Below are 24,775 nucleotides of genomic sequence, written 5' to 3' on the forward strand. Positions count from 1 at the left end.
CCGCCAGGCTGCCGCCGGCACAGGCTACAAGGTTGTTTCTGCGTTCAAAATTCCGTTTAACCTATCCGCGGTTATTTCGTCGAATGAACCGGATAGTGGTTTACCTGTGCGCGGATCCACCATCACGATGATGTCCGCTTCGTTCGCCATGTTCAGCATTGCACGGGCGCGCTCAGTGACCAGGTCTGGGTCCAGGCGGCGCGTGTCCATAAGGGTCGCGCGGTGCTTATAGGCGTCGATTTCAGCCTGCAAAGCGGAGGATGTGTTCTTCAGGACGTCGATGTCGGCCAAGATCTGTGCGCGGCTTTCGATGCCGAACTGCCCGCCAATGGCAGAAAAGCCCAGATAGCCCTGGAACGCGAGCAACGCTGCGGTCAGGCCAAGTGGGCGCCAGAATGGGGGTCGCTTGAGACGAGTCGGCATAAGGGCCAGCTGCTGTTGAACAGCACGATCATGCGCCAGCAGGGCTTAATGACAGGTTGCGATGCCGGTGCAATTCCAAGGTGCGATGGGCCAGCGAGGGGAGCACCTCGCCCCCTCGCTAACCGTCGGCCTACAATCTTCCCCGCTGACTTGTTTCGACGGCGGAACTACTGATCCGATTCCGTCATCCCAATCGCCTCGGTCGCCGCGATCGCGGCCATGTTCACGATACCGCGGCTGGTGGTCGAAGGCGCCAGAATATGGGCCGGTGCCTTGGGCCCCATCAGGATGGGTCCAACGGAAAGCGCATTGTTCATTTCCTTGAGCAGCGTCATCGACAGATTGGCGGCGTCGAGATTGGGGAAGATCAACAGGTTGGCTTCGCCGCGCAGGATTGTGTCCGGGATATAGCGCTCGCGCAGCTCCTCATTGAGCGCCAAATCCCCCTGCATTTCGCCTTCAACGATCATCTCGGGCGCGACCGCCTTGAGCTTCTGGTAAGCCGCCCGCATTTTGAAGGCGCTGTCGCCGTCACGCGAACCGAAGTTTGAATAGCTGAGCAGCGCTACTCGCGCTTCGATATTAAAGCGCTTGAGGTGATTGCGAGCCTGGAGAGCAATCCCCACGATCTCGTCAGGTGTTGGGTCCATGTTGACATAGGTATCAGCCAGGAAGAATGCGCCGCGTGGCATGATCAGCATGGAGAGAGCCGAAACATCGCTCACCCCGTCCTGCAGGCCAATTACCGAACGGATGTCGCGGACATGCTTGATGAACCGGCCCTGCAAACCGCAGATCAGTGCGTCCGCCTCGCCCCGCTGGACTGCCAGTGCCCCGATCACCGTGGTGTTGGTGCGCACCACCTGACGGGCGGTGTCCGGCGTCACCCCGTCGCGACCCACCAGCGAATGGAAGAGCGAAACATAGTCGCGATAGCGCGGATCGTCTTCGGGGTTGATCACCTCGAAGTCGTCCCCGGGTCGAAGATTGAGGCCAAAGCGCTCGATGCGTGCTTCGATCACGGCCGGGCGCCCGATCAGGATGGGGCGCGCAATCCGGTCTTCCAGCAGCACCTGGGTAGCCCGCAAAACGCGTTCGTCCTCGCCGTCGGCAAAAGCAATGCGTTTGTTCTGGCCCTGGGCCCGATCAATGATCGGCTTCATTACGAGGCCCGAGCGGAACACAAAGCGATTGAGGCTATCGCGATAGGCTCCAAAGTCTTCGATAGGCCGCTTGGCCACGCCCGAATCCATTGCGGCACGCGCGACAGCCGGGGCAATGCGCAGGATCAGGCGCTGATCGAATGGGTTGGGAATGATGTGCTCGGGACCATACACGGCCGGTGCACCCGAAGGCGATACTTCGAGCCCCGGCTCATGGGCGAGCTTGGCAATGGCACGCACCGCCGCAAGCTTCATTTCCTCGTTGATGGTTGTCGCGCCCACGTCCAGCGCACCCCGGAAGATGAACGGGAAGCACAGCACGTTGTTGACTTGGTTGGGGTAGTCCGACCGGCCGGTGCAGACCATTGCATCGGGACGCGTAGCTTTTGCCACCTCGGGCATGATCTCGGGATTGGGATTGGCCAGCGCCAGGATAAGGGGCTTGGGCGCCATCTTCTCGAGCATCTCTGGGCGAAGCGCCCCAGCGGCGGAGAGCCCCAGGAACACGTCGGCGCCGTCGATGACTTCAGCCAGGCTTGTGGCGTCGCTGACGCGCCGGAATTGACCGCGCCACTTGTCGTTGACGTCGTTGCGCTTGTGGGTGACGAGGCCGTCCTTGTCCGCAACCCAGATGTTCTCGTGCTTGGCGCCGAGCGCCACCAGCACATTGAGGCAGGCAATGGCCGCGGCCCCTGCCCCCGACGTGCAGATCTTGACGTCCTCGATGCGCTTGCCAGCCAGTTCAAGGCCGTTGAGCACCGCAGCACCCACAATGATGGCAGTGCCGTGCTGGTCGTCGTGGAACACCGGAATGGGCATGCGCTCGCGGAGCGCCTCCTCAATCTCAAAGCAATCGGGCGCGCGGATATCTTCGAGGTTGATGCCGCCAAAGGTGGGCCAAAGCGGCGCCACGGCCTCGATGAACTTGCCCGGATTGATCTCGTCGATCTCGAGGTCAAAGACGTCGATGCCGGCAAACTTTTTGAACAGGACCGCCTTGCCTTCCATCACCGGCTTGGAAGCGAGTGCGCCGATATTGCCCAGGCCCAGCACTGCTGTGCCGTTGGAAATCACCGCCACCAGGTTCTGCCGGGAGGTATAGCGCGAGACCGCGTCGGGGTTCTGGGCGATTTCCTCGCAAGGCGCCGCAACGCCAGGAGAATAAGCGAGTGCCAGATCGCGCTGGTTGCCTAGGGGCTTGGTGGGCTGAATCTCAAGCTTGCCCGGCTTGGGATATTCGTGGAAGTGAAGTGCCGCTTCGCGCAAGGCGCGACGCTGCTCGTTGATGTCCGTCGACAATCCCGTCTCCTCCGAGGTGGATTCCCGGCCATCGGGGCCGGCTGGCGCGTTCGTGCCACCATTCAGCGCACTTGAAAAGGGCGAATGACCCCGATTGCGCCTAAGGCCCCTATGCGGCGTCGGCAACGAGGCCGGGAGTCCGGCTTGGCGGGATGGTCGCCTGGTGCAGGGCAAGGGCGAGTTCCTTGAATGCTTCGGCGCGCAGGGCTGGCGAAAAGATGAAACCCTGCGCCTGCAGCACGCCGTGTGCACGAAGGTAGAGTGCCTGGGCCTCCGTCTCGACGCCCTCGGCCACAATCTCGCACTCAAGGTCGCGAGCCATGGCGATCAAGCCGTCCAGCACGGGCACATTGGTGGTTCCCGGTTTGATCATGTCGATAAAGACGCGGTCGATCTTGATGACATCGACGCCCAGCGTCTGCAGATAAGCCAGATTGGAGTGTCCGGTGCCGGCGTCGTCCATGGCCAGGCGAGCGCCAAGGGCATGCAGCCCGGCAATAACGCTATGGGCCTGCTGGGAATTGACCAACGGTTTGCGCTCAGTGATTTCGAACACCAATTGCCGGAAATCGACGGCTGATCCCCCAAAAATCGCTTGGACATCTTCAACGATGGAGCCGTCGCGGAAATGTCCTTCAAACAGATTGATGGAGATCTTGAGCTCGGGCATGAGGGTGCAAAGCTCCCCGAGGTCGTATTTGACCTGCTGCATCAGCGACAAGGTCATGGGAATGGCCAAGCCCGATGATTCGGCATAATCGATGAAGGCGCCAGGGGAAACGATCTCTCCGCTGCGCTTTTGCCAGCGGCACAGCACCTCGCAGCCGACCAGTTCGCCGGTCCGCAAATTGATCACCGGCTGGTAACATGGCCGCATTTCGCCACGTGCGATCGCCCGCTCAAGCTCGAAGCCCGATACGCGCGAATGCCGCACCGAGTGGATGGCGAGTATCAAGAAGGCCGCGCTCATCAGGCAGGCAATGACGGTGAAGCTGACATCCAGATCGGCATAACCCGCCCGCACGGTCGCGAACGGCACTGCCGACTCAACCTTGATCGGCAATTGGCCGGCAAACCCCTGGCTGAAGATGAACTGGTCAGCGGATGTGCGCCCCTCGAACGGCTTGGGATCACCGATGGTCGCAACGGGGTTACCATCAGCCAGCAGGACCCGGATCATGCCGCCGGCAGGAATGGCCCGTTCCAGCCCTTCAGTCGTCGCTCCGATCAACGGCACAAAGACCGAGACGATGCGCTCGGACCCGGAAGAACGGCTGATCTGGAGGGCTGGCAGGGCAATATCGCCCATGCTCACGACGCGTATGGTTTCGCCCTCCTCGCCTGTCGGTAGCGCTGCGGACAAGGGCGAATAGCGGACGGTCCGACCGAAGGCAGCGCAGTACTGAACCGCGTCGCTGTTCTCGACCAGCACCTGCTTAAGGCTGAAGCTTGCTTCAATGGCGCGCTCGACACTGGCCAGGAAAGTCGGGGTGCAGGTCGAGCGGTTTTCCGCAGAAATGCGATCGAGACTAGCGAGCGCGTCGGCTACCCCGGTCTCGATGGAGCGGGTCACCGCCGCAACGGAACGGCCCGCTATGTCGGTCTCTTTGACCCGGACATAGGCATCCAGCAGATGGTCCACCGCTGCGATGGGCACAAAGGCCAGCATCGCACCAAGCAACATGAGTATATGGGGGTATTTCGTTCTCAAGGCGCGCCCGGCCCAAACTGGAGTGCCTTGAATATCAAGCCGCGCTTAATGGCTACTTAAGTCCAGCGCCGATAGCCGGGCAGTCTTGCGACTGCCCGGGTGAATGTCTTTATTTTTCCTGCACGTTGAGACGGATGCCGAGCTCGCGCAGCTGCTTGGCCGAAGCTGGGCTTGGTGCGCTCATCAGCAGATCTTCGGCCTGCTGGTTCATCGGGAACGCGGTGATCTCGCGCAGGTTCTGCGCGCCGCAGATCAGCATCACGATCCGGTCTACGCCGGCGGCCATGCCACCGTGGGGCGGCGCACCATACTGGAAGGCGCGATACAGCCCGCCAAAGCGATCTTCAACGTCCTGGCGCGAAAGTCCCACCAGCTCGAAGGCCTTGACCATGGTCTCCGGTTCCTGGTTCCGGATGGAGCCGGACGCGATTTCATAACCGTTGCAGACCGCATCATACTGGTAAGCCTTGAGCGACAACGGATCGGGCCCGTTAAGCCCTTCGAGCCCCCCCTGTGGCATGGAGAAAGGATTGTGGGCGAAGTCGAGCTTCTTTTCTTCCTCGCTCCATTCATAGAACGGAAAGTCCACAATCCAGCACAGGGCAAACTGCTCAGTGTCAACGAGGTTGAGCTCGGTGCCGACCCGCGTGCGCGCTTCGCCAGCAAAGCGATACATCTTCTCGGGGCGACCCAGCACAAAGAACACGGCGTCGCCATCCGCAAGGCCCAGCTGGGTCCGGATAGCCGCTGTGCGTTCTTCGCCGATATTCTTGGCGACCGGGCCCGAGCCCTGACCGTCCTTAAAGAAGATGTAGCCCAGACCGGGCTGACCCTGGCTCTGTGCCCAGGCGTTCATGCGATCGCAAAACGCGCGCGAGCCGCCGGTCGGCGCCGGGATGGCCCAGACCTCAACCTGGGGATCGGCTTCGATCTGGCCGGCAAAGACCTTGAAGCCCGATCCGGCGAAGTGCTCGGTGACGGACTGCATCTCAATGGGGTTGCGCAGATCGGGCTTGTCGGAGCCGTATTTGCGCAGCGCCACATCATAGGGAATGCGGGGGAATCTCTCGGTCACGCGCTTGCCGTCAGCAAACTCGGTGAAGATGCCGCGCAGCACGGGCTCCATCGTGTCCCAGACATCTTCCTGGGTCACAAAGCTCATCTCGAGGTCGAGCTGATAAAACTCGCCAGGCAAGCGATCCGCGCGCGGATCCTCGTCACGGAAGCAAGGCGCGATCTGGAAGTAGCGATCAAAGCCGGCCACCATCAGCAGCTGCTTGTACTGCTGGGGCGCCTGGGGCAAGGCGAAGAACTTGCCGGGGTGAATGCGGCTCGGCACCAGGAAATCGCGCGCGCCCTCGGGCGAGGAGGCTGTCAGGATGGGGGTCGAGAACTCGGTGAAGCCGATCCCCTCCATGGTGCGGCGCATATAGGAGATCACCTTGGTGCGCTTGACGATATTGGCGTGCAAGGTTTCACGGCGCAGATCGATGAAGCGATAGCGCAGCCGAACATCTTCTGGATAGTCGGGTTCGCCAAAGACCGGCAGCGGCAGTTCGCGCGCGGCGGAAAGCACTTCAATCTCGCGGATGAACACCTCGATATCGCCGGTGGGCAGATTCGGGTTCACGGCTGCGCCGTCGCGCAACTTAACTTCCCCGTCAATCCGGATCACCCACTCTGCGCGGACCTTCTCCGCGTCGGCAAAGGCCGGAGAATCAGGATCGATGACACATTGCGTCAGGCCGTAGTGGTCGCGCAGATCGATAAACAGCAAGCCGCCGTGATCACGCACCCGATGCACCCACCCGCTCAGGCGCACCGTGTCGCCGGCCTGTTGCGCAGTCAGGGCACCGCAATTGTGCGAACGATAGCGATGTGTGGTCATAGCAAACTCTGAAAAACTGGCCGGAAATTGGGGGGGAAAAGCGCATGGGCGCGGTTCGATGTCAAGAAGCACCGCCCGCCGTTCCGCGGATGGCTTCGCGGGGAGAACTCTGCGGTCGCATTCAGGTATGGAGTGGGCTAGGCTCACCTGCTAGAAACAATCGTGACTATTTCAAGACGGACCTCGGTATGAACCTTGTAGTTTCCACAGGCGTGCTGGCCGCTTTTTGCGAGCGGGCCGCCAAGTTCGATTTCGTCACTGTTGACACCGAGTTCCTGCGAGAGACTACTTACTGGCCCAAGCTGTGCCTTATTCAGGCCGCTACGGACGATGAAGCGGTTTTGATCGATCCACTGGCGCCTGACCTTGATCTGTCTCCTTTTTTCGAGCTGTTGGCCAACCCCGACGTTATCAAGGTGTTCCATGCTGCCCGGCAAGACATTGAGATTTTCGTCAAACTCACCGGCAAGGTCCCCAACAATATTTTCGACACGCAGATTGCGGCCAGCGTCTGCGGCTTCGGCGACTCGGTGTCCTATGACAACCTGGTGCGCTCGATCACCAATATCGAATTGGACAAGTCTTCGCGCTTCACCGACTGGGCAGCGCGTCCCCTGAGCGAGAAACAACAGGTTTACGCGCTCGCCGATGTGACACATCTGCGTGACGTTTATCGCGAGTTGCGCAAGCAGGTTGATGCCACTGGCCGCTGGGACTGGGTCGAGGACGAACTCGGGGTGCTGCGCAGCATCGACACCTATGTCGTTCAGCCTGAGCAGGCCTGGGAACGGCTCAAGATGAAGATCAACCGGCCGCGCGACCTCGCTGCGTTGCAGCGCCTGGCGGCGTGGCGGGAACGCCGGGCGCAGGATAGCGACCAGCCACGCAGCCGTGTGCTCAAGGACGATATGCTGTTTGATCTGGCCATGCAGCGTCCACTGACGCCAGACGCGTTTGAAAAGCTGCGCACGGTCCCACGTGGGTTTGGCCGGAGCGCCACCGCAGCTGAATTGATGGCGTTGCTCAAGGAAGTGGAAGCTCTGCCCAAGGCAGAGCTGCCTGCTGTGGCCGAACGCTACCGGGGCCCCTCCCCTAAAGGCGCTGTGGGCGATCTGATCAGGGTGCTGCTGAAATCAGTGGCCGACGAGCACGGCGTCGCCGCGCGGATCATCGCCACCTCAGACGAGATCGACGCCCTGGTGTTGGACGACGATGCCGATGTGCCGGCCCTCAAGGGTTGGCGGCGCAAGCTGTTTGGTGAAAAGGCGCTCGACATCAAGCATGGGCGGATCGGCCTCGTGGCAACCAACAAGGGCGTGCGGGAAATCGTGGTGCGGCCGCGCGCTGCTGCCGCCGAATAGCTATTGGACGCGCACGCGTGAGGTCTTGAACTCGGTCAGGCCGACAAACTGCTCAAAGCGGTTGCGCAGGTGTTCGGCATCCAGAAACGCCAGGTCGCGCGGCAATACCAGCTGCAATTCATTGCCGTCGGCAGCCAGGCCGATGCGCTGCAGGATTCCCGGCATGGCGGCAGTAATCGGGTAAGCCACCCGGAACAAGGCTCCGATCAGTCGTGCCCGGGCGGTGCCTTCGGGCCATGCCAAGCCAAGCAGTGGCTGCGTGATGCCCTTGGTCTTGAGCCCGTTATATCGAACCGCGATAACCGTGGCGAGGAACGCCCGTCCAGGGTGGTCCACACCGGTCAGACCGCCAAAGGCCACCGCATCTATGCTTTGCGAGCCCCGGTAGTCCGGATGAGCCCGCCAGCCGATATCGGCAAGAAGGCACGAGACGATCCGTAATCGCTTTTCAGTCTCGGTTTCTACGGTGCCGCTTACCGCGAAGAACTGGTCCGTGAACTCGATCAGGTCATTGGCATGGGACGGGGACCGCGACCGCAGCACGGATAGCTCTTCGGCGCCTTGAATCAGCGGATCAAGCGCACGCTCACGATTGTCGAGCATACCAAATAGATAGCCCTCGCGGACACCCAGCGCCGAAAACACCACCTCGCCAAATTGGCCGGCCTTTAGCACTTCACTGATCACGGCTGCGCCAAAGGGCACAAGCTCACGGCGGGAGGAACTGGCATTCTCGGCACCTGGATAGTGCTTGAGCGAGCCGTGCTCGACAATATCGGTGCACAGCTTGATCATGTCGTCCGCCGGCACCTTGTAGTGCTGCACCATCTGCAGGGGATAGTCGCGTTGGACCTGATGCAGCTTGGCCAGCGTTCGCCAGGTGCCACCAATGGCAGCAAAGCTCCCGCCGGGCTTCTGCTGGGCAAGCGCGGATTTCTTCAGGCGATCACGGACAAGAGCTGCCGCCTTGGTGGGCGAGCCGTCGCTGTCGTCTTGCAGGCGGATCACGCCAAGCTCGAACGACTCGCCTTCCCGGTCGGAGCCATCGATGATGCGCGACAGCTCAAGGCTGCCGCCCCCCAGATCGCCTACAATGCCGTCAAAATCTGGAATGCCTGCGACCACACCAAGGCCGGCGAAATGGGCTTCCTGCTCACCCGTCAGCACTTGCACAGGACTGTCGATGATGGCTTCAACGGCGGTGACGAATGCCTCCCGGTTCGCCGCATCGCGCACGGCAGATGTTGCGAGCACATAGACCTTGCCAACTCGCATCATGCGCGTGACCAGGGCAAAGCGTTTGATTGCCTCCAACGCCTGGGCGACATTGGCGTCAGCCAGGCGCCCCGACTTGGCAATGCCACGGCCGAGAGCGCAGGAGGCCTTTTCATTGTAGAGCGGCGTCAAGGCGCGGGCGTGACGTTCATAAACAACGAGTCGTACGGAGTTGGACCCGATGTCGAGCACTGCTACTGGCCGAGCGCCCTTGATCCTCCCCTGAGCGGTGGGATCGGCATCTACGCCCCAAAACTGGTTCAATCAAAATCCTCGTCGCCATCTTCCCGCCCCGCCGTGCCGCGACCCGACAACGATGGATTGGTCATGAAATAGTCGTGCGCGTTGAACGGTTCCTCGCCTTCTGCAAGGCGGATGCGGTGCGAACTGCCATCGGGCAGCACTTCCCAGCTCTGCTGGTTGTCGCGCATATAGGCAACTAGGATCCGGTCGACGATCTGCTTATGCACCGTCTGGTTGAGGATCGGCACCATGACTTCGACCCGGCCATCGAGGTTGCGCTGCATCAGGTCCGCCGAAGAAATATAGACCTTGGCGCGCGAGGACGGGATCGCTTCACCATTGCCAAAGCAGTAGATGCGGCTGTGCTCGAGAAAGCGGCCAACCACCGATTTTACCCGGATATTTTCCGAAAAACCGGGGATGCCCGGCCGTAAGCAACAAATCCCGCGAACGACCAGATCGATCTTCACCCCTGCCTGGCTCGCGTCATAAAGTGCGTCGATGATCTCGGGGTCCACCAGCGAGTTCATCTTGAGCAGAATGCTCGCGGGCTGTCCCGCCTGCGCGAAATCCACTTCCCGATTGATGTTGTCGAGCAAGGTTTGCCGTAAATTGACGGGCGAAACCGCAATGGTTTCCAGCTCCGTCGGCCTCGCGTAACCGGTGATGAAGTTGAACACCCGGGCCACGTCGCGCGTCACGGCAGGATCGATCGTGAAGTAGCTGAGGTCGGTGTAAACCTTGGCGGTGATCGGATGGTAGTTGCCGGTGCCGATATGGCAGTAGCTGACGAGCTTGCCCTTTTCACGGCGCACCACCTGGCTCATTTTGGCGTGGGTCTTGAGCTCGATAAAGCCGAACACCACCTGGGCACCTGCCCGCTCCAGGTCGCGCGCCCAGCGGATATTGGCCTCTTCATCAAAGCGTGCCTTCAATTCCACAAGGCACGTCACCGACTTGCCCGCTTCCGCCGCCATCACCAATGCCTTGATGATCGGACTATCGGCAGAGGTCCGGTAAAGAGTCTGCTTGATGGCGACCACTTCGGGGTCTCGCGCCGCTTGCATCAAGAACTGCGCCACCACATCGAAGCTCTCGAACGGGTGGTGGACCAAGATGTCCTTGGCGCGGATCGCGGCGAAGCTGTCGCCGTTGTAGTCGCGGATACGTTCGGGAAAGCGCGCGAGATAAGGGGTGAATTTGAGGTCGGGGCGGTTGATGTCACAAATCTTGCGAGCATCGGCGAGCCCGAGAAACCCCTGAACTTCAAAGATTTCGCTGTCCTTGACGCCGAGTTGCTCGCTGATCTGGCGCTTGAGCGCCCGCGGCATGGTTCGCTCGATTTCCAGCCGGATCACCAGACCGCGGCGGCGTTGGCGCAGTGCGGACTCGAACTCGACCACCAGGTCAGCCGCTTCGTCGTCGATTTCGATCTCGCTGTCCCGCACCAGCCTGAAGGCGCCGGAACCGACAACTTCGTGGCCAGGGAACATCTTGTGAAAGAACAGCTTGACCAGCGTGTCGATGGTCACGACCTCGCTGCGCCCATCCGATACCAGCCCCGTAGGCAGGTTGATGAAGCGATCAAGATTGCTGGGGATGCGCACCAGGGCTGTCAGCGGCACTTCGCTGTTGGGCCGCCGCAGCTCAAAGGCGAGCGCGAGGCCCAAATTGGGAATGAACGGGAACGGGTGGGCCGGATCGACCGCGATCGGGGTCAGAACCGGGAAGATCTCTTCGCGGAACAGCTTGGCGAGATAATTGACCTGTTCGCTGCTCAGGTCATTGGTTTCATGGATTACCACGTTCTGCGCGAACAACTCTTCGCGCAAGCTTTGCCAATGATCCTGCTGTTCGAGCTGAAGGTGCTGGGCCAAGGTGGAAATCTCGTCCAGCTGTTCGCTCGGCGATAAACCGTCAGCGCTTTGTTTGACGAGGCCAGCCCGCAACTGGCCCTTGAGACCTGCAACGCGGACCATGAAGAATTCATCGAGGTTGTTGGCTGAAATGGAGACGAAGCGCAGCCGTTCCAGCAGCGGATGGGCGGTGTTGGCGGCCTCTTCAAGCACGCGCATATTGAACTGGAGCCAGCTGACTTCGCGGTTGACGAACCGGGCCGGGCTTTTGCGCAGAGCTTCGGCTTCCGGCACGGCGGCGTCTGCTTCCCCAATCTGACCGATTTCATTCATCTTCCGGCCCACCCCAGTCCAATTCATCGCTCCCGGCGCCTTGTGCCGCCAACCGGCGATCTAGAGCCTCGGCAGCAACGCTGCGGGTGATGGCTGTACCCTTGGCGAGAGCCAGGCGATCCATCAACTCCACTAGACTAACGGCCTCGGCAGCCGATCTTTCCATGCGCGCCACGATAAAGGAAATCACCTTTGGCTCGACCACGATCTGTCGGTCACCAAACAGTTTCACCAACATCTGTGACAGCTGGATGTCATCGGTCAACTCCAGCGTAAATGCCGCAGCACGCCGCGCTCGGGAGCGGACATCGTCGGTTGCCAGCGGCCAGTGGGCGACCCCCTCACGTGCCGTCAGCAAAAGCGGGCGGCTGTCGCGTAAGGACTGGTTGAGGAGGTGAAACAAGGCGGCCTCAGGATAGCCGCGGCTGTCGACATCCTCGACTATCACTGGCTGCCGGCCGCCATCGCTGGCGAGACGCGCCAGCTCATCGGCTCCGGCAAACACCGCCCCGCTCCTTTCGGCAAAGATGCGCGCCAGGTGTGACTTGCCGGACTTGGCTGGACCGACCAGCAGCGTCATTGGGTCGGCCCAATCGGGAAAGCTCATGATCCGGCCATGCGCCAGTTCATTGCCGTCCCCCACCAGGAAGTCCTCGAGGCCATGGGATGGCGTATGCCCCAGATCCAGTGTCAGCTGCGCACCGGTATCGGGGATTTCGTCGTCCTCAGACAACATCGGCATCGCCATCGATGCTGCCTGCTTCGCCCTGGTAGAGAGCGCTTTCACGATATTTACGCACGCCATAGCGCACCAGCACGCTACCGATCGCGGCCATCGGCACGGCCAGCAGCAGGCCAACAAAGCCGAACAAAGCACCCAGGGCGAGCAGCGCGAACATCATCCAGACCGGGTTGATGTTGATCGTAGAGCCGACAAGCTTGGGATAGAGAATGTTGCCTTCAACAAACTGGCCGACCATGTAGATCATGAAGATGATAACGATGAACCACCAGTCAGGCCAGAATTGGACGATGGCGATGCCCATCGAGAGCACAAAGCCAATGGCGAAGCCCACAAAGGGAACGAAGCTGAACAGGCCACCGATCAGCCCGATCGCGAGGCCGAAGTTCAGCCCCACAAGGCTGAGTGCGGTCGCGTAAAAGGCGGCCAGGATGAGAACTACGCTGCCCTGCCCGCGAATGGCGCCACCCATGGCGCTGTCGATGTCGCGCAGGATGCCCTGGATTTCGCCCTTGTGGTCGCGCGGCAGCAGGCTTTCCAGCCCGCGCACCATGCCTTCCCAGTCGAGCAGCAGATAAAAGCACACGACCGGAGTGAAGATGATGATACCCACGGCGCTGATCAGTGTCGCGCCGCTTGAAAGCACTTCCCCGGTGAGGACACCCACAAGGCCCACCATGCGACCCATCAGGTCGGTCATGGTCGCTTCCACCTGCGCCGCGCGCTCAGGTCCCAGCCAGGCATTGAGTTCGGGCGCCCATTTACGCGCCAATGCCTCCAACTCGGCCGCATAGCCCGGCAGGCGCTGCACCAGCCCGCCAACCTGCTGCGCGACGAGCGGCACCAGCATGAATATCAGGCCCAGAAGTATGGCCACGACCGTAGCCAGCACCAGCGCCGTCGCCCAAGCGCGGTTGAAGTGCCATTTCTGCAGTTGGTTGACGATTGGGTTGAGCAGATAGGCCAGCGCAGCCCCGACAACGAAGGGCAGCAGGATGCCCCGGAACAACCAGAGCAACAGGATCAGCACGACGAATGATCCGATCCAGATCAGCACTTGATTTCGCAGTGTCATTGACTGGACCGGCCCTTGCGTCGGTTGGGTGGAGAAGCTATCAGGCCCTCTACCGGCCCCCTCCGGAAATGGCAACTGCCCTGGTCTCTAGCCTGCGGCATTGCGCACGGTTTCCCCAATTGGCACTGAGGCCCATGTCCGACCCCCAAAACCTGCCACCAAACGGTCTTTCATACAAGCAGGCCGGCGTCGACATCGATGCGGGCAACGCCCTTGTCGATGCGATCAAGCCCGCCGTACGCTCTACGCGGCGGGCGGGCGCCGATGGCGAGATCGGTGGGTTTGGGGGCCTGTTCGACCTCAAGGCTGCTGGCTTCACCGACCCCGTCCTGGTGGCGGCCAATGATGGCGTCGGCACCAAGCTGCGGATCGCCATTGAAGCTGGCAAGCACGACAGCATCGGCATCGATCTTGTTGCGATGTGCGTCAACGACATTGTCGTTCAGGGCGCCGAGCCGTTGTTCTTTCTGGATTACTTCGCCACCGGCGCGCTTGATGTTGAGCAGGGAACCGCGATCGTTGAGGGGATCGCCGAGGGCTGCCGCCAAGCCGGCTGTGCCCTGATCGGCGGGGAAACCGCGGAAATGCCGGGCATGTACCACGGCAAGGACTATGATTTGGCCGGCTTTGCCGTGGGCGCTGCCGAACGCGGGACCCTGCTGCCGCGAGCCGATCTCGCGCCAGGCGATACGCTGGTTGCGATAGCCTCCTCGGGCGTGCACTCGAACGGTTATTCGCTGGTGCGCAAGATCGTGGAGCTCTCGGGCAATGACTGGTTCATGGATGCGCCATTTGCGCCCGGTCAGTCCCTTGCCGATGCATTGCTGACCCCTACCCGCATCTATGTGAAGCCCATTCTCGCGGCGCTGAAAGCCGGGATCGGCATCAAGGCCCTGGCCCATATCACAGGCGGCGGCTTTATCGACAACATCCCCCGCGTCTTGCCCGATCATCTGGCGGCGCATGTGAATCTCGGAGCCATTACCGTGCCCAAGGTTTTTGGCTGGCTGGCCCACACGGGCGGTCTCGCTGAAGCCGAAATGCTGCGCACCTTCAACTGCGGCGTTGGCATGCTGATCGCGGTTGGCACAGACGAGGCCGCTACCCTGGTGGAGCACCTCAACGATGCTGGGGAAACGGCAGCAATCGTTGGCGAACTCGTGCAACGCACCGGCCAGGCGGTGACCTTCGAGGGCAGGCTCTCGCTGTGAGCCGCACGCGCACTGCCATTTTGATCTCGGGCCGTGGCTCCACCATGGCGGCGCTGATCGAGGCGGCAAAGGCTCCCGACTACCCCGCCGAAATTGTCGGCGTGGTCTCCAATCGGGCCGCGGCCGAAGGACTGGCCCTGGCTGCGGCTGAAGGGATCGCGACGGCGAGCCTTGCACAAAGCAAGTTTCCAAGCCGGGACATGTTCGAGGACGTTCTGACCCAGGTCCTTGAAAGCTGGGACACAGAGCTGGTCTGCCTTGCCGGCTTCATGCGCGTTTTGGGCGAAGATTTTGTCAATCGCTGGCACGGGCGCCTGATCAACATCCATCCTTCCCTGCTGCCGCTCTACAAGGGGTTGGACACGCATGCCCGGGCACTAGCCGATGGCGCCACCCGCCATGGCTGCACCGTTCATTTTGTCACCCCGGGCTTGGACGAAGGGCCCGCCATCTTGCAAGCTGAAGTGCCGGTGCTGCCGGGCGATACGCCCGACAGCCTTGCCGCGCGGGTGCTTGTCGAAGAGCACCGGCTTTATCCAGAGGCGGTGCGGCAGCTCGCCTCTGGAGAGTTCGGATCCTTGGGCAGCCTTACTCCGGCAGTGCTGCAATAAAGGCGGTTACGACGGCAGCCGAATTGTTGGACGCCAGGCCCATGAAGGTGCCCATCTGGTTTTCGCCTTCGCCGCCACCCGCCAGATCTGACAGCGAGCGGAACGCGATGAAGGGCACATCATTGGCATAGGCCACATGCGCTACGGCGGCGCTTTCCATGTCGAGCACCTGCGCCTCGAAGGTCCCAAAGGCATATTCACGCAGTTCTGCATTGTCCACAAAGGCCGCGCCCGAAACGCCATTGCCACCAACATGAATGCTCGGCGTGGTGGTGAGGCAGGCGTTTTCTGCCGAACAATCCTCCAGCTTGATCTCAGCTGCAACCTTCTCGGCGACCGCCAACAGCTCCGCATCGGCGGCAAACCAGAACTTTTCCTCGGGCTTGCCACCCTGGCGGGCGATATCCACGGTCTGCGGGAACATCATGCCGAATGAGGGATGGGGCGCGTCCATGAATGAGGGCGGCGTGAACTTCCCATCCACTTCGCGCGCCATGATGACCTCGAGATACTGGCCCCACTGCGCCGGCACAATCACATCCCCGATATGGCGCTCGGGATTAACGCCACCCGCTATTCCGGAAAACACGATGCTTTCGATGTTGAAGTGGTCCAGCGCCAGCTGCGAGGTCATCGCCGCATTGACCATGCTGACCCCGGTCAAGAACAGCACCACCGGCTTGCCCTCAATCACCCCGGTTGCAAAGGTGGTGCCATTGACCGTGTAATCCTTGCGTTCGCTGAGGGCTTCCTGCAGCGCAATCCATTCGGGGCCAAAGGCCGACATCACCGCGATGCGCGGCGTGGTATCCAGAGTTTCCGCCGCCAGGACCGCGGGCGCGGCGGTGGCGAGCAGAAGAGCAGAAACGGCAAGACCAAGTTTGTGCATAAGAGCCCTCAGAAGTTTACCGGTGAAGGCTAGCAGCCCTCTCAACGCATGCAACTGCAATGGCGCATAGGAGCCATCCGCTCATCACGTGCATTGATGCTTGCCATCGTCAAAATCGGTTCGACCTTTGCTGGCGACAGGCCTAGCGTCGCCGCTTCCTGGGAAAGAATCACATGTCGGCACGCTACTGGGCGCTCATCATTTTTATCGGAAGCATCTGGGGCACCTCGTTCCTGTTCAATGCTGTGCTGATCCGTGAACTGGGGCCAATCACCGTGGCCGCAGGCCGGGTGACCATCGCCGCGCTGGTCAGCTGGTTATTGTTTTTCGCCCTTCGCAAGCCCCTGCCCCGTGATCCGATGCTGTATCTCAAGCTCGGCCTCCTCGGCGTGTTCAGCTATGCGGTGCCGTTTACGCTTTTCCCCATCAGCCAGGCCCACATTCCGAGCGGGCTTGCTGCGATCATCAATGCCCTGCTCCCGGTGGTTACCGTACTGGTCTCGCATTATTGGCCCGGCGGCGAAAAAATAAAGCGCCACAAGGCTGCCGGCGTGGTTGCGGGGTTTACCGGTGCGGCATTGCTGGCTTCACCATCCCTGGCGGCCGGCAATGAGCATGGCGAGCTTTGGGCCATTGCCGTCTGCTTTGCCGCCGTGATGCTCTACGCCATCACGCTCAATGTCGCGCGAAGCTTCAAGGCGATCGAGCCCACGACCATCGCCACCATTGCCATCTCTGGCGCGGCGTTGACTTCAGTGCCAGTTGCGCTTTGGGTTGAAGGGGTGCCACACATCGAGCGGATCGAAACCTGGGCGGCCTGGATCGCCATCGGCGTTTTCTGCACCGCCTTGGCGTTCCAGCTGATGTATCGGCTGCTGCCGCGCGTTGGCACCACCAACTTCGCCTCCAACACCTTTGTCACCCCGGTCGTCGCGGTCTTGCTCGGGGTGTCGCTGCTGGGAGAATCCATTCTGCCCATTCACCTGCTGGGCATGGGCGTGGTGTTTTTAGGCTTGTTGCTGATCGACGGTCGCATTCTCAAAATCTGGCGCAAGCCAGTGTCCGGAACTGAGGTCGTATCCCCCCGTTGAGATAGGTCCCAACGAGGAGGCAGGCATGCCCATTCCACCCAATCCAGAGATCGATCCCGCGGAAACGCCCGAGATCGTGCCGCAGCCTGTTCCGCCGCCGCCGATGCCGGTGAGCTTCCCCACTCCAGACCCATCCGAAATTCCGGGCAACGTGCCGGTGGAAGATCCGCAGCCAGACTACCAGCCGGAACTTCCCCCCGAGCCAGGTCACGACATCAATCCGTGACTTAGCGACGGCCCCGTTTAGTCGTGGCCGTCGATCTTGCTGAGGAAATAGGTGAGCGCGCCGATCACGACCGCTGTTGCGGCACCCAGATAAACGATGTCCGGTCCGCTGCTCCAGGTCACCGCGCGCCCGAGAAAATAAACCGCCAGCACGGTGATGGCCACGCCCACCAGCTTTGACTTTAGATCATCGAGATTGCTGATCTTGAGCCAACGTGGCAAGGCCAGATCTTGGTTGAAGTAGAGCTGATAAAGGCCGAGCGAAACCACCTGCACCACCGTCGCGAGCAAGAAAAGATCAACCAGCTCGATGGCGTGCAGCAGTGCCTCGTCCTTGCTTACGGGATGGTCGGCGAAGAACAGCTCGCGGATGAAGTGCCAAGTTTCGGCGACGCCATAGATCATCAACGCCATTGAAGCCGCCATTGTGGCTAGCACCGGCAGGATGATGATGCGGCTGACCAGCGCGCCGATGACGCGCATCAGCCACGGCCCCATACCGTGATCCAGCAACTGCTTTGGGGCTTCCTTGTCTTCGGCGGGCTCGCTCACTCTTCGAGGCCGAGCTTGCGCTTCATCAATTCGTTCAGGGCCTGCGGGTTAGCCTTGCCGCCCGATGCCTTCATCGCCTGGCCAACGAACCAGCCAATCATGGTGGGCTTGGCCTGAACCTTGGCGACCTGATCGGGGTTGGCGGCGATGATCTCGTCGACGACCTTCTCGATGGCGCCGAGGTCGGTGACCTGCTTCATGTCGCGCCGCTCGACGATCTCGGCAGGTTCGCCCTCCGGCTCCTCAGCAATGATGATCTGCAGCAAATCCTTGGCGATCTTACTGGAGATCGTGCCGGCGGCCACAAGGTCAACAATCCCCGCGATCTGAGCTGGCTGCAGATGGGTTTCCCAAACCGCAAGCCCCTGGCTATTGGCATAGGCGGCAACATCGGCGTTGAGCAAATTGGCGACAGCCTTGCCGTCGCGCTTGCTACCCCCATGGGCCACAACGGCCTCGAAGTAATCGGCCGTCTCGCGATCCAGCGTCAACACCATGGCGTCGTAGGGCGTCACGCCATAGTCGCGGACAAAGCGGGCCTTCTTCTCGTCCGGCAGTTCGGGCAGGTTTTCCGCCAGCGCCGCCACGAAGGCGTCGTCAAACTCCAGCGGCAGCAGGTCGGGATCGGGGAAGTAGCGGTAGTCATGCGCTTCTTCCTTGGAACGCATGGACCGGGTTTCGCCGAGCTTAGGATCGAACAGGCGGGTTTCCTGGTCGATCGAGCCGCCGTCTTCAAGGATATCGATCTGCCGACGCGCTTCGTATTCGATGGCCTGACCGGCAAAGCGCACGGAGTTGACGTTCTTGATTTCGCAGCGCGTGCCGAACTCACCCCCGGGGCGTCGCACCGACACGTTGACGTCGGCACGCATGGAGCCCTGCTCCATATTGCCGTCGCAGGTGCCGAGATAACGCAGAATCGTGCGGAGTTTGGACAGATAAGCCTTAGCCTCGTCAGCCGAGCGCAGGTCCGGCTTGGAGACGATCTCCATCAGCGCCACGCCGGAGCGGTTGAGGTCCACAAAGCTCATGGATGGATGCTGGTCATGGATGGACTTGCCCGCGTCCTGCTCCAGGTGGAGCCGCTCGATGCCGATCTCGATGGTCTCGTCGCCCATGTCGAGCAGTACCTTGCCCTCGCCGACAATGGGGTCCTTGAACTGGCTGATCTGATAGCCCTGCGGCAGATCGGGATAAAAATAGTTCTTGCGGTCAAAAACGGACCGCTTGTTGATGACGGCCTTAAGCCCGAGGCCGGTCCGCACAGCCTGGCGCACGCATTCCTCGTTGATGGTCGGCAGCATGCCGGGCATGGCTGCGTCCACGAACGAAACATTGCTGTTGGGCGGATTGCCGAAGGCGGTCGAGGAGCCGGAAAACAGCTTGCTTTCGGAGGTCACCTGCGCATGCACTTCCATGCCGATGATCACTTCCCAGTCTCCAGTGGAGCCGGAAATAAAGCGCTTCGGATCGGGCGTACGGGTGTCGATAAGGGTCAAAGTGAGCTCTCTGAACGGCATGCGGGAACACGACCCAGTGCTTACTGACCAGCGGCGCGCGATGCAACGCCTCTTTGCCCGATCTGGTCAGTTCCGGCGGCCGAGCTCAATCCTCGTCGTCGAGATCGCCCGCGAATGGGTGTAATTTCTTTTCGAGATGAACGCTCATGAACGGCTCATGATGGGCGCGGCCATCGGGACGCATGGCGAGGATGCGGTAGCCCTGCCGTTCATAAAAGCGGACCGCGCGGATATGGTCTGCCGGGGTTTCGAGCTGCACCCGACTGGCGCCGAACAGTTCCAGCACCGACTCCATGCGCCGCAACAGCATGGAGCCGATGCCCTGGCCTTGGCTTTCCGGAGCCACAAACAGGAACGGGATATAAGCGCGCCGGGCGGAGCGCGAACACCAGCCGACAGGCATGCCATCCTGTTCGGCCACAATGATGCGCGCGAGCGTTTCGGCCACGGCGCGCCGAAGCCGGTGCTGCTCGGCGTCGCGCATGCCGGGTGTTTCGGTTAGCAGCGGCAAAATGCCCTTTGTCCAGGAGCGGTAGGCGATGTCGGCCAGAATGCGTGCGTCACCGGGTTCGGCATTGCGGATCAGGACACTGCGCATGACACACTCTCCTAAAGGGCGCGCCGCCGCGCCGTGATGATGCCCTTCTCGTAATTGATGTTCCAATCGATCAGGGTTCGCCACACAAGTTCGGCCTGATCCTCGTCAAGATCAAGAGCCAAACTACGCTCGCGCACCTTGGCGATCACTGCCTCGATGCGGACGGGGTCGCGCGCCTCGTGCGGGTCGGTCTTGATCTCGGCCATGCGGGTGACATAGCGATGCCGCTCCGCGAAGAGGTGCAGGAGCGCCTGGTCGATCCGGTCGATTTCGGCACGGACATCATCTTTGGTCTGGCAGTCGGCGGGCGCGGTGGTCACGGCAAAGGTCCATTGGTGCAAAACTCAGTGCTGGTTTGCACCGACCTGCCGGCAAAGGCAACCGCTGGTGCCCGCCTAGTGCCGGGTAACGTCGCTGAGCGCCGCGGCGATATGTTCCCATTCCTGCGCGACGCTGGCGGTGGCGCGGCGCTTGCCGGCCCGGCGGTACCAATAGTCGGCATTGCCCATATCGGCTTCGATCCAGTGCATCAGCGCATGCACCCAATCAAATGCCTGCACACCTTCCATGGCCTGAACGATGGTGTGGGCCTGCTCCCACTCGGGGCCGACACGGAACTCACCCTTCTTGAGCCACCACAACGCTTGCAGCGGCTTGCTCATGTCTTTGGGCGGCTCGGACCAATCGAGCGAGGTGAAGATATCCACGGACATATGACTTTCCGAAAAGAAACGGGCCGTCCCGAAGGACGGCCAAATACGCAAGGGCTGAAATAGACCCTTGCCGAAGCCGGTTCAAGAGACCGGCTCTGGCTCACCACCAGGGCTTCGGTGAGAAATCGGTCGCCGCGCTGCGCTCGATCACCCGAGCGGCTGCAAAGAGGGTTTCCTCGTCAAAGGGCTTGCCGACCAGTTGCAGCCCCAGCGGGAGCCCCTGCCCGTCCTTGCCCGCCGGCACCGCAATGCCCGGCAGGCCCGCCATGTTCACGGTCACGGTGAAGACGTCGTTGAGGTACATTTTCACCGGATCGGCGGCGAGGGTCTCGTCGCCAATGCCGAAGGACGCCGACGGCGTTGCCGGGGTAAGGATGGCGTCAACGCCGGCGGCGAAAGCGTCCTCGAAATCCTTCTTGATCAAGGTACGCACCTTTTGCGCCTTGACGTAATAGGCATCGAAATAGCCGGCGCTCAGCACATAGGTGCCGATCATGATGCGACGCTTCACCTCGCGGCCAAAGCCGGCGGCGCGCGTCAACTCATACATGTCGGTGATGTCCTTGCCGCTCACCCGCAGCCCGAATTTGACGCCGTCATAGCGCGCCAGGTTCGAGGACGCTTCGGCCGGAGCCACGATGTAATAAGCCGGCAGCGCGTATTTGGTATGCGGCAGCGAGATATCCTTTACCGTAGCGCCTTCAGCGCGCAGCCATGCCAGCCCCTGCTCCCAGAGCTTTTCAATCTCGGCGGGCATCCCTTCCATGCGGTATTCCTTGGGAACACCGATGCAAAGGCCCTTTACGCCACGCTCAACCGCCGCCGCGAAGTCTGGCACCGGCAGGTCGACACTGGTGGAATCCTTTGGATCAAAGCCCGCCATGGAGCGCAGCATCAGCGCTGAATCCTCCACAGTGCGAGCGATCGGGCCGGCCTGGTCGAGCGAGGAGGCAAAGGCGACGGTGCCCCAACGCGAGCAACGGCCATAGGTCGGCTTGATGCCCACTGTGCCGGTGAACGCCGCCGGCTGGCGGATCGAGCCGCCGGTATCAGTGGCGGTTGCCCCAGCGCAGAGCCATGCCGCCACAGCGGCGGCCGAACCACCCGAGGAGCCGCCGGGCACCAGCTGAGCATTGGAGCCTTCAGAGCGGAACGGGCTGACAACAGGGCCGTAGTAGGAGGTCTCGTTGGACGATCCCATGGCAAACTCGTCCATGTTGAGCTTGCCCAGCATCACGGCGCCATCGCGCCAGAGATTGCTGGTGACAGTCGACTCATAGCCTGGCTTGAACCCATCCAGAATATGGCTGGCGGCCTGAGTGTGGACGCCCTTGGTGGCGAACAGGTCCTTGATCCCGAGCGGAATGCCTTCGAGGGAGCCGCCCTCGCCCTTACCAAGCTTCTCGTCGCTGGCCTTGGCCATGGTAGTGGCCTGCTCGGCCGTCACCGCAACATAGGCGTTGAGCGCGCCATTGGCCGCCTCGATCGCGCCAAGATACGCGCCGGTCAGCTCGGTGGCGGAAAAGCTCTTGGCCTTCAACCCTTTGCTGGCTTCGGTAAGGCTCAATTTGGTCAGGTCGGTCAACGCGGTAACTCGCTTAGATTGGCGCAGCGGTGGAAAAGCGTCGCGCCAGGCGAAGCTCCCTCCGAGCTGGTTTCATTGGTTGCGGCCGCACTCATGGCAGCCTCATGGGAGGAGGCCACCTGCACGGTGTCGGATGTGAGGGGTGTCAGTGCCAACGTGTCGGGATAAATGGCACCCGGGTTTTCACAGACGGCTGACACGAAAAGGTGGGCATTGCCCGGCTTGGCTTTGATGTCAAAGAAGTGGCAGCTGGACTCAAGTGTCTGGATGCCATCGTCAAAGGTCATCACCTGAAACCCGAGGGTGGAGATGGCGTCCAGACCATCTTTTTCCAGCGCATCGCAGCCCGCGGGATCACTCACGTAAACCTTGGTGCGGTCGACGCTGGAAATCTCCTGCGCCTGGGTAGTCCCCGCGGCGAGGATGACGACGCTTGACAATACGGCGCCTTTGACGATCCGGATGCTCATGCTTCTGCTCCCTGCCGCAACGGCATGGCAAAAAAAGCCGACCACTCGCTGTCGGGATAATCAAGGAACGGGCCGCGCGGGGTGAAGCCGCTGCGCTGGTAGAGCCGCTGCGCTTCGGCAAAGCCGGGCCCCGTGCCTGTTTCCAGCATCAACTGGCTCAGCCCCTTTTGCCGCGCCAGATCGACAATGGCGCCAAGCAGCGCCGAGCCAACCCGCTGGCCACGAACGGAGGGGTCCGTGAACATGCGCTTGACCTCGCCCAGATCCGAAGAATGAACCTTGAGCGCGCCGCAGCCCACTGCCTCGCCTTCGGCATTGCGCGCCACGAAAACCGTCGTGTCGTCACCCGCCATCTGCTCAACGGTCATCTTGAACTGAAATTCGATTGGCGAAAGCGGCAGCAGGTGATCGTTGAGCGCCGCCACAAGGCGGCGCACATCGTCCTGCAACGGCGTTTCAATGCCAATCGTGACGGCCATCGCCTACTCCACGACCTTGGGGACCATGAAGAAATTGTCTTCCGACAGCGGCGCATTGGCCACGATCAGCTCAGGATAGCCGCCATCGGTGATCGCATCGTCGCGCCGGCGCAACTGCATCGGGGTCACCGACGTCATTGGCTCGACGCCGGACACATCCACTTCGCCCAGCTGTTCCACGAAACCGAGAATGGCGTTCAGCTCGCTTTGATAGCCAGCGACTTCCTCGTCCTCGATGCGAATACGCGCCAGGCGCCCGATACGCTTCACCGTTGCGGCGTCTACCGACATGGCTCATGCCTCCAAATAGGGAGATGCGGCCCTTGCCGCTCTGGTGCCGCTTTTAACAATGGTGGCGGGCAAGTTGCAATGGCAGAGGCGCCGCGGCTTTAGAGCTCAAGCCCCAGCCGTGACTCGAGAGCAACCAGAGCGGTGTCGTCCAGGTGGGCTCTCAAAGCGGGAATGGCTTCATCAAGCTCAGCGTCAGCAGCCGCCAGCGCAAGCAATCTCGGAGGCTGGCGCTCCAGCAGATTCCTGCCGTTGGCCACCAATTGACCAGCCGAACCAAACAGCACCACCACGGCATCGCCGAGCCACCGCCCGAACGGCAACAACTCCCCGGCCACCAGCAGCAAGGGCCGCTCACCATCCACATGCACGAGAACCAGCCCCGCCCCTGCCCGCAAGATTGTTGCCTCGACGGGACCAGCGTCGAGCGGCCGGATGCGCCGGGGCTTCCAAAGGGCAAGATCAACCTGAGGCAAGCAATCTTCCGCCGCAGCCAATCCCAAAACCCGATCCGCCCCCGACACCAGCTCAGCCGCGTCGATCCCGGCCGGGGCCACACCGGCATCGGCAACCAGGATCAAGCCGCCAATGTGAATACGGAGCGTCGTACCACCAAACCAGGTGAGTTTCATTGCAAAGTCCAATCGCCAAAGTCAGGGGAAAACTATAGGAGCGGCACCATTGAGCAAGCCGAGGTGCAGCATGAGCGACGATCTTCCAGAAAATCCCCTCGCTGGTCTGCCCGCCGCCGGCAAGCTCCTGTGTCTTGATCTTGGCACCAAGACGATCGGCGTGGCCGTCTCAGACGCGATGCGCTATTCGGCGACGCCGCTCGAAACCATTCGGCGCACCAAGTTCACCCAAGATGCCGAGCGACTCGACGAGTTGATCGCACAAAATAATGCCGTCGCGATCATTCTCGGCCTGCCGCTAAACATGGATGGCAGTGAAGGGCCGCGGGTGCAATCGACGCGGGCCTTCGCCCGCAATCTAGCTGCGCGGATCAGCATTCCCATTGCATTCTGGGACGAGCGCCTGTCCACCAGCGCCGTTACCCGCATGATGATCGACGCCGATCTGCGGCGCGACCGGCGCGCCGAACTGGTCGACAAACTCGCGGCCAGCTACATCCTCCAGGGCGCGCTCGATCGCCTGCGCCGGGGATAAAGCAACA

General features: G+C 61.4%; 25 protein-coding genes. 6 read left to right on the plus strand and 19 right to left on the minus strand.

All coding sequences use genetic code 11. The features are described from left to right. Nucleotides 1–24: 24 nt before the first annotated feature. From AC3YMN_RS18340 to aspS, 4 genes are all read right to left on the minus strand, one after another. Entirely contained in the window at nucleotides 25–423 is a 399-nt protein-coding gene (locus AC3YMN_RS18340; protein WP_172123381.1) for an FtsB family cell division protein, read from the minus strand. A 167-nt stretch (nucleotides 424–590) separates the two neighbouring features. After that, nucleotides 591–2,885: an NADP-dependent malic enzyme gene (locus AC3YMN_RS18345; protein ID WP_489891142.1), complete on the minus strand. Its 2,295-nt coding sequence runs from the start codon at nucleotides 2,883–2,885 to the stop codon at nucleotides 591–593. Nucleotides 2,886–2,994: 109 nt separating this feature from the next. Beyond that, on the minus strand, nucleotides 2,995–4,569 hold the full coding sequence (locus AC3YMN_RS18350; RefSeq protein ID WP_489891143.1) for an EAL domain-containing protein: 1,575 nt from the start codon (nucleotides 4,567–4,569) through the stop codon (nucleotides 2,995–2,997). A 136-nt stretch (nucleotides 4,570–4,705) separates the two neighbouring features. Further along, on the minus strand, nucleotides 4,706–6,484 hold the full coding sequence (gene aspS / locus AC3YMN_RS18355; protein WP_489891144.1) for an aspartate--tRNA ligase: 1,779 nt from the start codon (nucleotides 6,482–6,484) through the stop codon (nucleotides 4,706–4,708). A gap of 188 nt (nucleotides 6,485–6,672) precedes the next feature. Between aspS and rnd the strand changes: the two genes are divergently transcribed. Beyond that, entirely contained in the window at nucleotides 6,673–7,845 is a 1,173-nt protein-coding gene (gene rnd, locus AC3YMN_RS18360) for a ribonuclease D (protein WP_489891145.1), read from the plus strand. Here rnd and AC3YMN_RS18365 read toward each other — a convergent pair whose 3' ends face one another. The 4 genes from AC3YMN_RS18365 to AC3YMN_RS18380 are packed head-to-tail and all read right to left on the minus strand — an operon-like array spanning nucleotide 7,846 to nucleotide 13,369. Next, nucleotides 7,846–9,384 (minus strand): Ppx/GppA phosphatase family protein, encoded by a 1,539-nt coding sequence (locus tag AC3YMN_RS18365; protein WP_489891146.1) that lies wholly within the window; start codon nucleotides 9,382–9,384, stop codon nucleotides 7,846–7,848. It lies immediately after the preceding gene. After that, complete coding sequence (locus tag AC3YMN_RS18370; protein ID WP_489891147.1) at nucleotides 9,381–11,552, minus strand: RNA degradosome polyphosphate kinase; 2,172 nt, start codon at nucleotides 11,550–11,552, stop codon at nucleotides 9,381–9,383. Before AC3YMN_RS18370 ends, AC3YMN_RS18365 begins: the two co-directional genes overlap by 4 nt. After that, a complete protein-coding gene (locus AC3YMN_RS18375; protein WP_489891148.1) occupies nucleotides 11,545–12,294 on the minus strand; it encodes a P-loop NTPase family protein in 750 nt (249 codons plus the stop codon). The genes AC3YMN_RS18370 and AC3YMN_RS18375 overlap by 8 nt, the downstream gene beginning before the upstream one ends. Beyond that, nucleotides 12,278–13,369: an AI-2E family transporter gene (locus AC3YMN_RS18380; protein WP_127753159.1), complete on the minus strand. Its 1,092-nt coding sequence runs from the start codon at nucleotides 13,367–13,369 to the stop codon at nucleotides 12,278–12,280. The genes AC3YMN_RS18375 and AC3YMN_RS18380 overlap by 17 nt, the downstream gene beginning before the upstream one ends. 134 nt (nucleotides 13,370–13,503) lie before the next feature. On the opposite strand from AC3YMN_RS18380, the gene purM reads away from it, so the two are divergent. Together purM and purN are read left to right on the plus strand one after the other, a co-directional pair. After that, nucleotides 13,504–14,580, plus strand: a complete 1,077-nt coding sequence (gene purM, locus AC3YMN_RS18385; protein ID WP_489891149.1) for a phosphoribosylformylglycinamidine cyclo-ligase — start codon at nucleotides 13,504–13,506, stop codon at nucleotides 14,578–14,580. Continuing rightward, nucleotides 14,577–15,191: a phosphoribosylglycinamide formyltransferase gene (gene purN / locus AC3YMN_RS18390; RefSeq protein WP_489891150.1), complete on the plus strand. Its 615-nt coding sequence runs from the start codon at nucleotides 14,577–14,579 to the stop codon at nucleotides 15,189–15,191. Before purM ends, purN begins: the two co-directional genes overlap by 4 nt. Here purN and AC3YMN_RS18395 read toward each other — a convergent pair. Continuing rightward, nucleotides 15,169–16,080, minus strand: a complete 912-nt coding sequence (locus tag AC3YMN_RS18395) for a 5'-methylthioadenosine/S-adenosylhomocysteine nucleosidase (RefSeq protein ID WP_489891151.1) — start codon at nucleotides 16,078–16,080, stop codon at nucleotides 15,169–15,171. The genes purN and AC3YMN_RS18395 overlap by 23 nt on opposite strands. A 173-nt stretch (nucleotides 16,081–16,253) precedes the next feature. Here AC3YMN_RS18395 and AC3YMN_RS18400 point away from each other — a divergent pair, with 173 nt between their 5' ends. Together AC3YMN_RS18400 and AC3YMN_RS18405 are read left to right on the plus strand one after the other, a co-directional pair. Then, complete coding sequence (locus AC3YMN_RS18400; RefSeq protein WP_489891152.1) at nucleotides 16,254–17,171, plus strand: DMT family transporter; 918 nt, start codon at nucleotides 16,254–16,256, stop codon at nucleotides 17,169–17,171. A gap of 25 nt (nucleotides 17,172–17,196) precedes the next feature. After that, entirely contained in the window at nucleotides 17,197–17,397 is a 201-nt protein-coding gene (locus AC3YMN_RS18405; RefSeq protein ID WP_127753164.1) for a hypothetical protein, read from the plus strand. Between the two features lie 17 nt (nucleotides 17,398–17,414). On the opposite strand, the gene AC3YMN_RS18410 is transcribed toward AC3YMN_RS18405, so the two are convergent. The 10 genes from AC3YMN_RS18410 to AC3YMN_RS18455 form a co-directional block, all read right to left on the minus strand. Further along, nucleotides 17,415–17,948: a YqhA family protein gene (locus tag AC3YMN_RS18410; RefSeq protein WP_127753165.1), complete on the minus strand. Its 534-nt coding sequence runs from the start codon at nucleotides 17,946–17,948 to the stop codon at nucleotides 17,415–17,417. Continuing rightward, complete coding sequence (gene gatB / locus AC3YMN_RS18415; RefSeq protein WP_489891153.1) at nucleotides 17,945–19,447, minus strand: Asp-tRNA(Asn)/Glu-tRNA(Gln) amidotransferase subunit GatB; 1,503 nt, start codon at nucleotides 19,445–19,447, stop codon at nucleotides 17,945–17,947. The genes AC3YMN_RS18410 and gatB overlap by 4 nt, the downstream gene beginning before the upstream one ends. Nucleotides 19,448–19,553: 106 nt before the next feature. Next, complete coding sequence (locus AC3YMN_RS18420; RefSeq protein WP_489891154.1) at nucleotides 19,554–20,066, minus strand: GNAT family N-acetyltransferase; 513 nt, start codon at nucleotides 20,064–20,066, stop codon at nucleotides 19,554–19,556. 11 nt (nucleotides 20,067–20,077) lie between these two features. Then, complete coding sequence (locus AC3YMN_RS18425; protein ID WP_172123395.1) at nucleotides 20,078–20,386, minus strand: chorismate mutase; 309 nt, start codon at nucleotides 20,384–20,386, stop codon at nucleotides 20,078–20,080. 75 nt (nucleotides 20,387–20,461) lie between these two features. Beyond that, the gene (locus AC3YMN_RS18430; RefSeq protein ID WP_489891155.1) at nucleotides 20,462–20,779 is read right to left on the minus strand and encodes a hypothetical protein; all 318 of its coding nucleotides are present in this window, start codon (nucleotides 20,777–20,779) and stop codon (nucleotides 20,462–20,464) included. 100 nt (nucleotides 20,780–20,879) lie between these two features. Then, nucleotides 20,880–22,364: an Asp-tRNA(Asn)/Glu-tRNA(Gln) amidotransferase subunit GatA gene (gene gatA, locus AC3YMN_RS18435; RefSeq protein WP_489891156.1), complete on the minus strand. Its 1,485-nt coding sequence runs from the start codon at nucleotides 22,362–22,364 to the stop codon at nucleotides 20,880–20,882. Next, entirely contained in the window at nucleotides 22,361–22,834 is a 474-nt protein-coding gene (locus tag AC3YMN_RS18440) for a hypothetical protein (protein WP_489891157.1), read from the minus strand. Before AC3YMN_RS18440 ends, gatA begins: the two co-directional genes overlap by 4 nt. Further along, entirely contained in the window at nucleotides 22,831–23,313 is a 483-nt protein-coding gene (locus tag AC3YMN_RS18445) for a GNAT family N-acetyltransferase (RefSeq protein WP_489891158.1), read from the minus strand. Before AC3YMN_RS18445 ends, AC3YMN_RS18440 begins: the two co-directional genes overlap by 4 nt. A gap of 3 nt (nucleotides 23,314–23,316) precedes the next feature. Next, on the minus strand, nucleotides 23,317–23,604 hold the full coding sequence (gene gatC / locus AC3YMN_RS18450; RefSeq protein ID WP_127753173.1) for an Asp-tRNA(Asn)/Glu-tRNA(Gln) amidotransferase subunit GatC: 288 nt from the start codon (nucleotides 23,602–23,604) through the stop codon (nucleotides 23,317–23,319). A 98-nt stretch (nucleotides 23,605–23,702) separates the two neighbouring features. Continuing rightward, on the minus strand, nucleotides 23,703–24,233 hold the full coding sequence (locus AC3YMN_RS18455) for a hypothetical protein (protein ID WP_489891159.1): 531 nt from the start codon (nucleotides 24,231–24,233) through the stop codon (nucleotides 23,703–23,705). Between the two features lie 70 nt (nucleotides 24,234–24,303). Here AC3YMN_RS18455 and ruvX point away from each other — a divergent pair, with 70 nt between their 5' ends. Continuing rightward, on the plus strand, nucleotides 24,304–24,768 hold the full coding sequence (ruvX, locus tag AC3YMN_RS18460) for a Holliday junction resolvase RuvX (RefSeq protein WP_489891160.1): 465 nt from the start codon (nucleotides 24,304–24,306) through the stop codon (nucleotides 24,766–24,768). The last annotated feature ends 7 nt before the right edge of the window (nucleotides 24,769–24,775 follow it).

This window comes from Devosia sp. Z11_6 (assembly GCF_058133665.1).

What these genes read in the sequence shown, in the direction of transcription:
- AC3YMN_RS18400 (WP_489891152.1), top strand. Translation starts at nt 16,254, where the DNA reads ATGTCGGCACGCTACTGGGCGCTCATCATTTTTATCGGAAGCATCTGG.
- AC3YMN_RS18340 (WP_172123381.1), bottom strand. Translation starts at nt 423, where the DNA reads ATGCCGACTCGTCTCAAGCGACCCCCATTCTGGCGCCCACTTGGCCTG.
- ruvX (WP_489891160.1), top strand. Translation starts at nt 24,304, where the DNA reads ATGAGCGACGATCTTCCAGAAAATCCCCTCGCTGGTCTGCCCGCCGCC.
- purM (WP_489891149.1), top strand. Translation starts at nt 13,504, where the DNA reads ATGTCCGACCCCCAAAACCTGCCACCAAACGGTCTTTCATACAAGCAG.
- AC3YMN_RS18440 (WP_489891157.1), bottom strand. Translation starts at nt 22,834, where the DNA reads ATGAGCATCCGGATCGTCAAAGGCGCCGTATTGTCAAGCGTCGTCATC.
- AC3YMN_RS18350 (WP_489891143.1), bottom strand. Translation starts at nt 4,569, where the DNA reads ATGTTGCTTGGTGCGATGCTGGCCTTTGTGCCCATCGCAGCGGTGGAC.
- rnd (WP_489891145.1), top strand. Translation starts at nt 6,673, where the DNA reads ATGAACCTTGTAGTTTCCACAGGCGTGCTGGCCGCTTTTTGCGAGCGG.
- AC3YMN_RS18395 (WP_489891151.1), bottom strand. Translation starts at nt 16,080, where the DNA reads ATGCACAAACTTGGTCTTGCCGTTTCTGCTCTTCTGCTCGCCACCGCC.
- aspS (WP_489891144.1), bottom strand. Translation starts at nt 6,484, where the DNA reads ATGACCACACATCGCTATCGTTCGCACAATTGCGGTGCCCTGACTGCG.
- AC3YMN_RS18430 (WP_489891155.1), bottom strand. Translation starts at nt 20,779, where the DNA reads ATGTCCGTGGATATCTTCACCTCGCTCGATTGGTCCGAGCCGCCCAAA.
- AC3YMN_RS18455 (WP_489891159.1), bottom strand. Translation starts at nt 24,233, where the DNA reads ATGAAACTCACCTGGTTTGGTGGTACGACGCTCCGTATTCACATTGGC.
- AC3YMN_RS18380 (WP_127753159.1), bottom strand. Translation starts at nt 13,369, where the DNA reads ATGACACTGCGAAATCAAGTGCTGATCTGGATCGGATCATTCGTCGTG.
- AC3YMN_RS18445 (WP_489891158.1), bottom strand. Translation starts at nt 23,313, where the DNA reads ATGGCCGTCACGATTGGCATTGAAACGCCGTTGCAGGACGATGTGCGC.
- AC3YMN_RS18405 (WP_127753164.1), top strand. Translation starts at nt 17,197, where the DNA reads ATGCCCATTCCACCCAATCCAGAGATCGATCCCGCGGAAACGCCCGAG.
- gatC (WP_127753173.1), bottom strand. Translation starts at nt 23,604, where the DNA reads ATGTCGGTAGACGCCGCAACGGTGAAGCGTATCGGGCGCCTGGCGCGT.
- AC3YMN_RS18420 (WP_489891154.1), bottom strand. Translation starts at nt 20,066, where the DNA reads ATGCGCAGTGTCCTGATCCGCAATGCCGAACCCGGTGACGCACGCATT.
- AC3YMN_RS18375 (WP_489891148.1), bottom strand. Translation starts at nt 12,294, where the DNA reads ATGCCGATGTTGTCTGAGGACGACGAAATCCCCGATACCGGTGCGCAG.
- AC3YMN_RS18370 (WP_489891147.1), bottom strand. Translation starts at nt 11,552, where the DNA reads ATGAATGAAATCGGTCAGATTGGGGAAGCAGACGCCGCCGTGCCGGAA.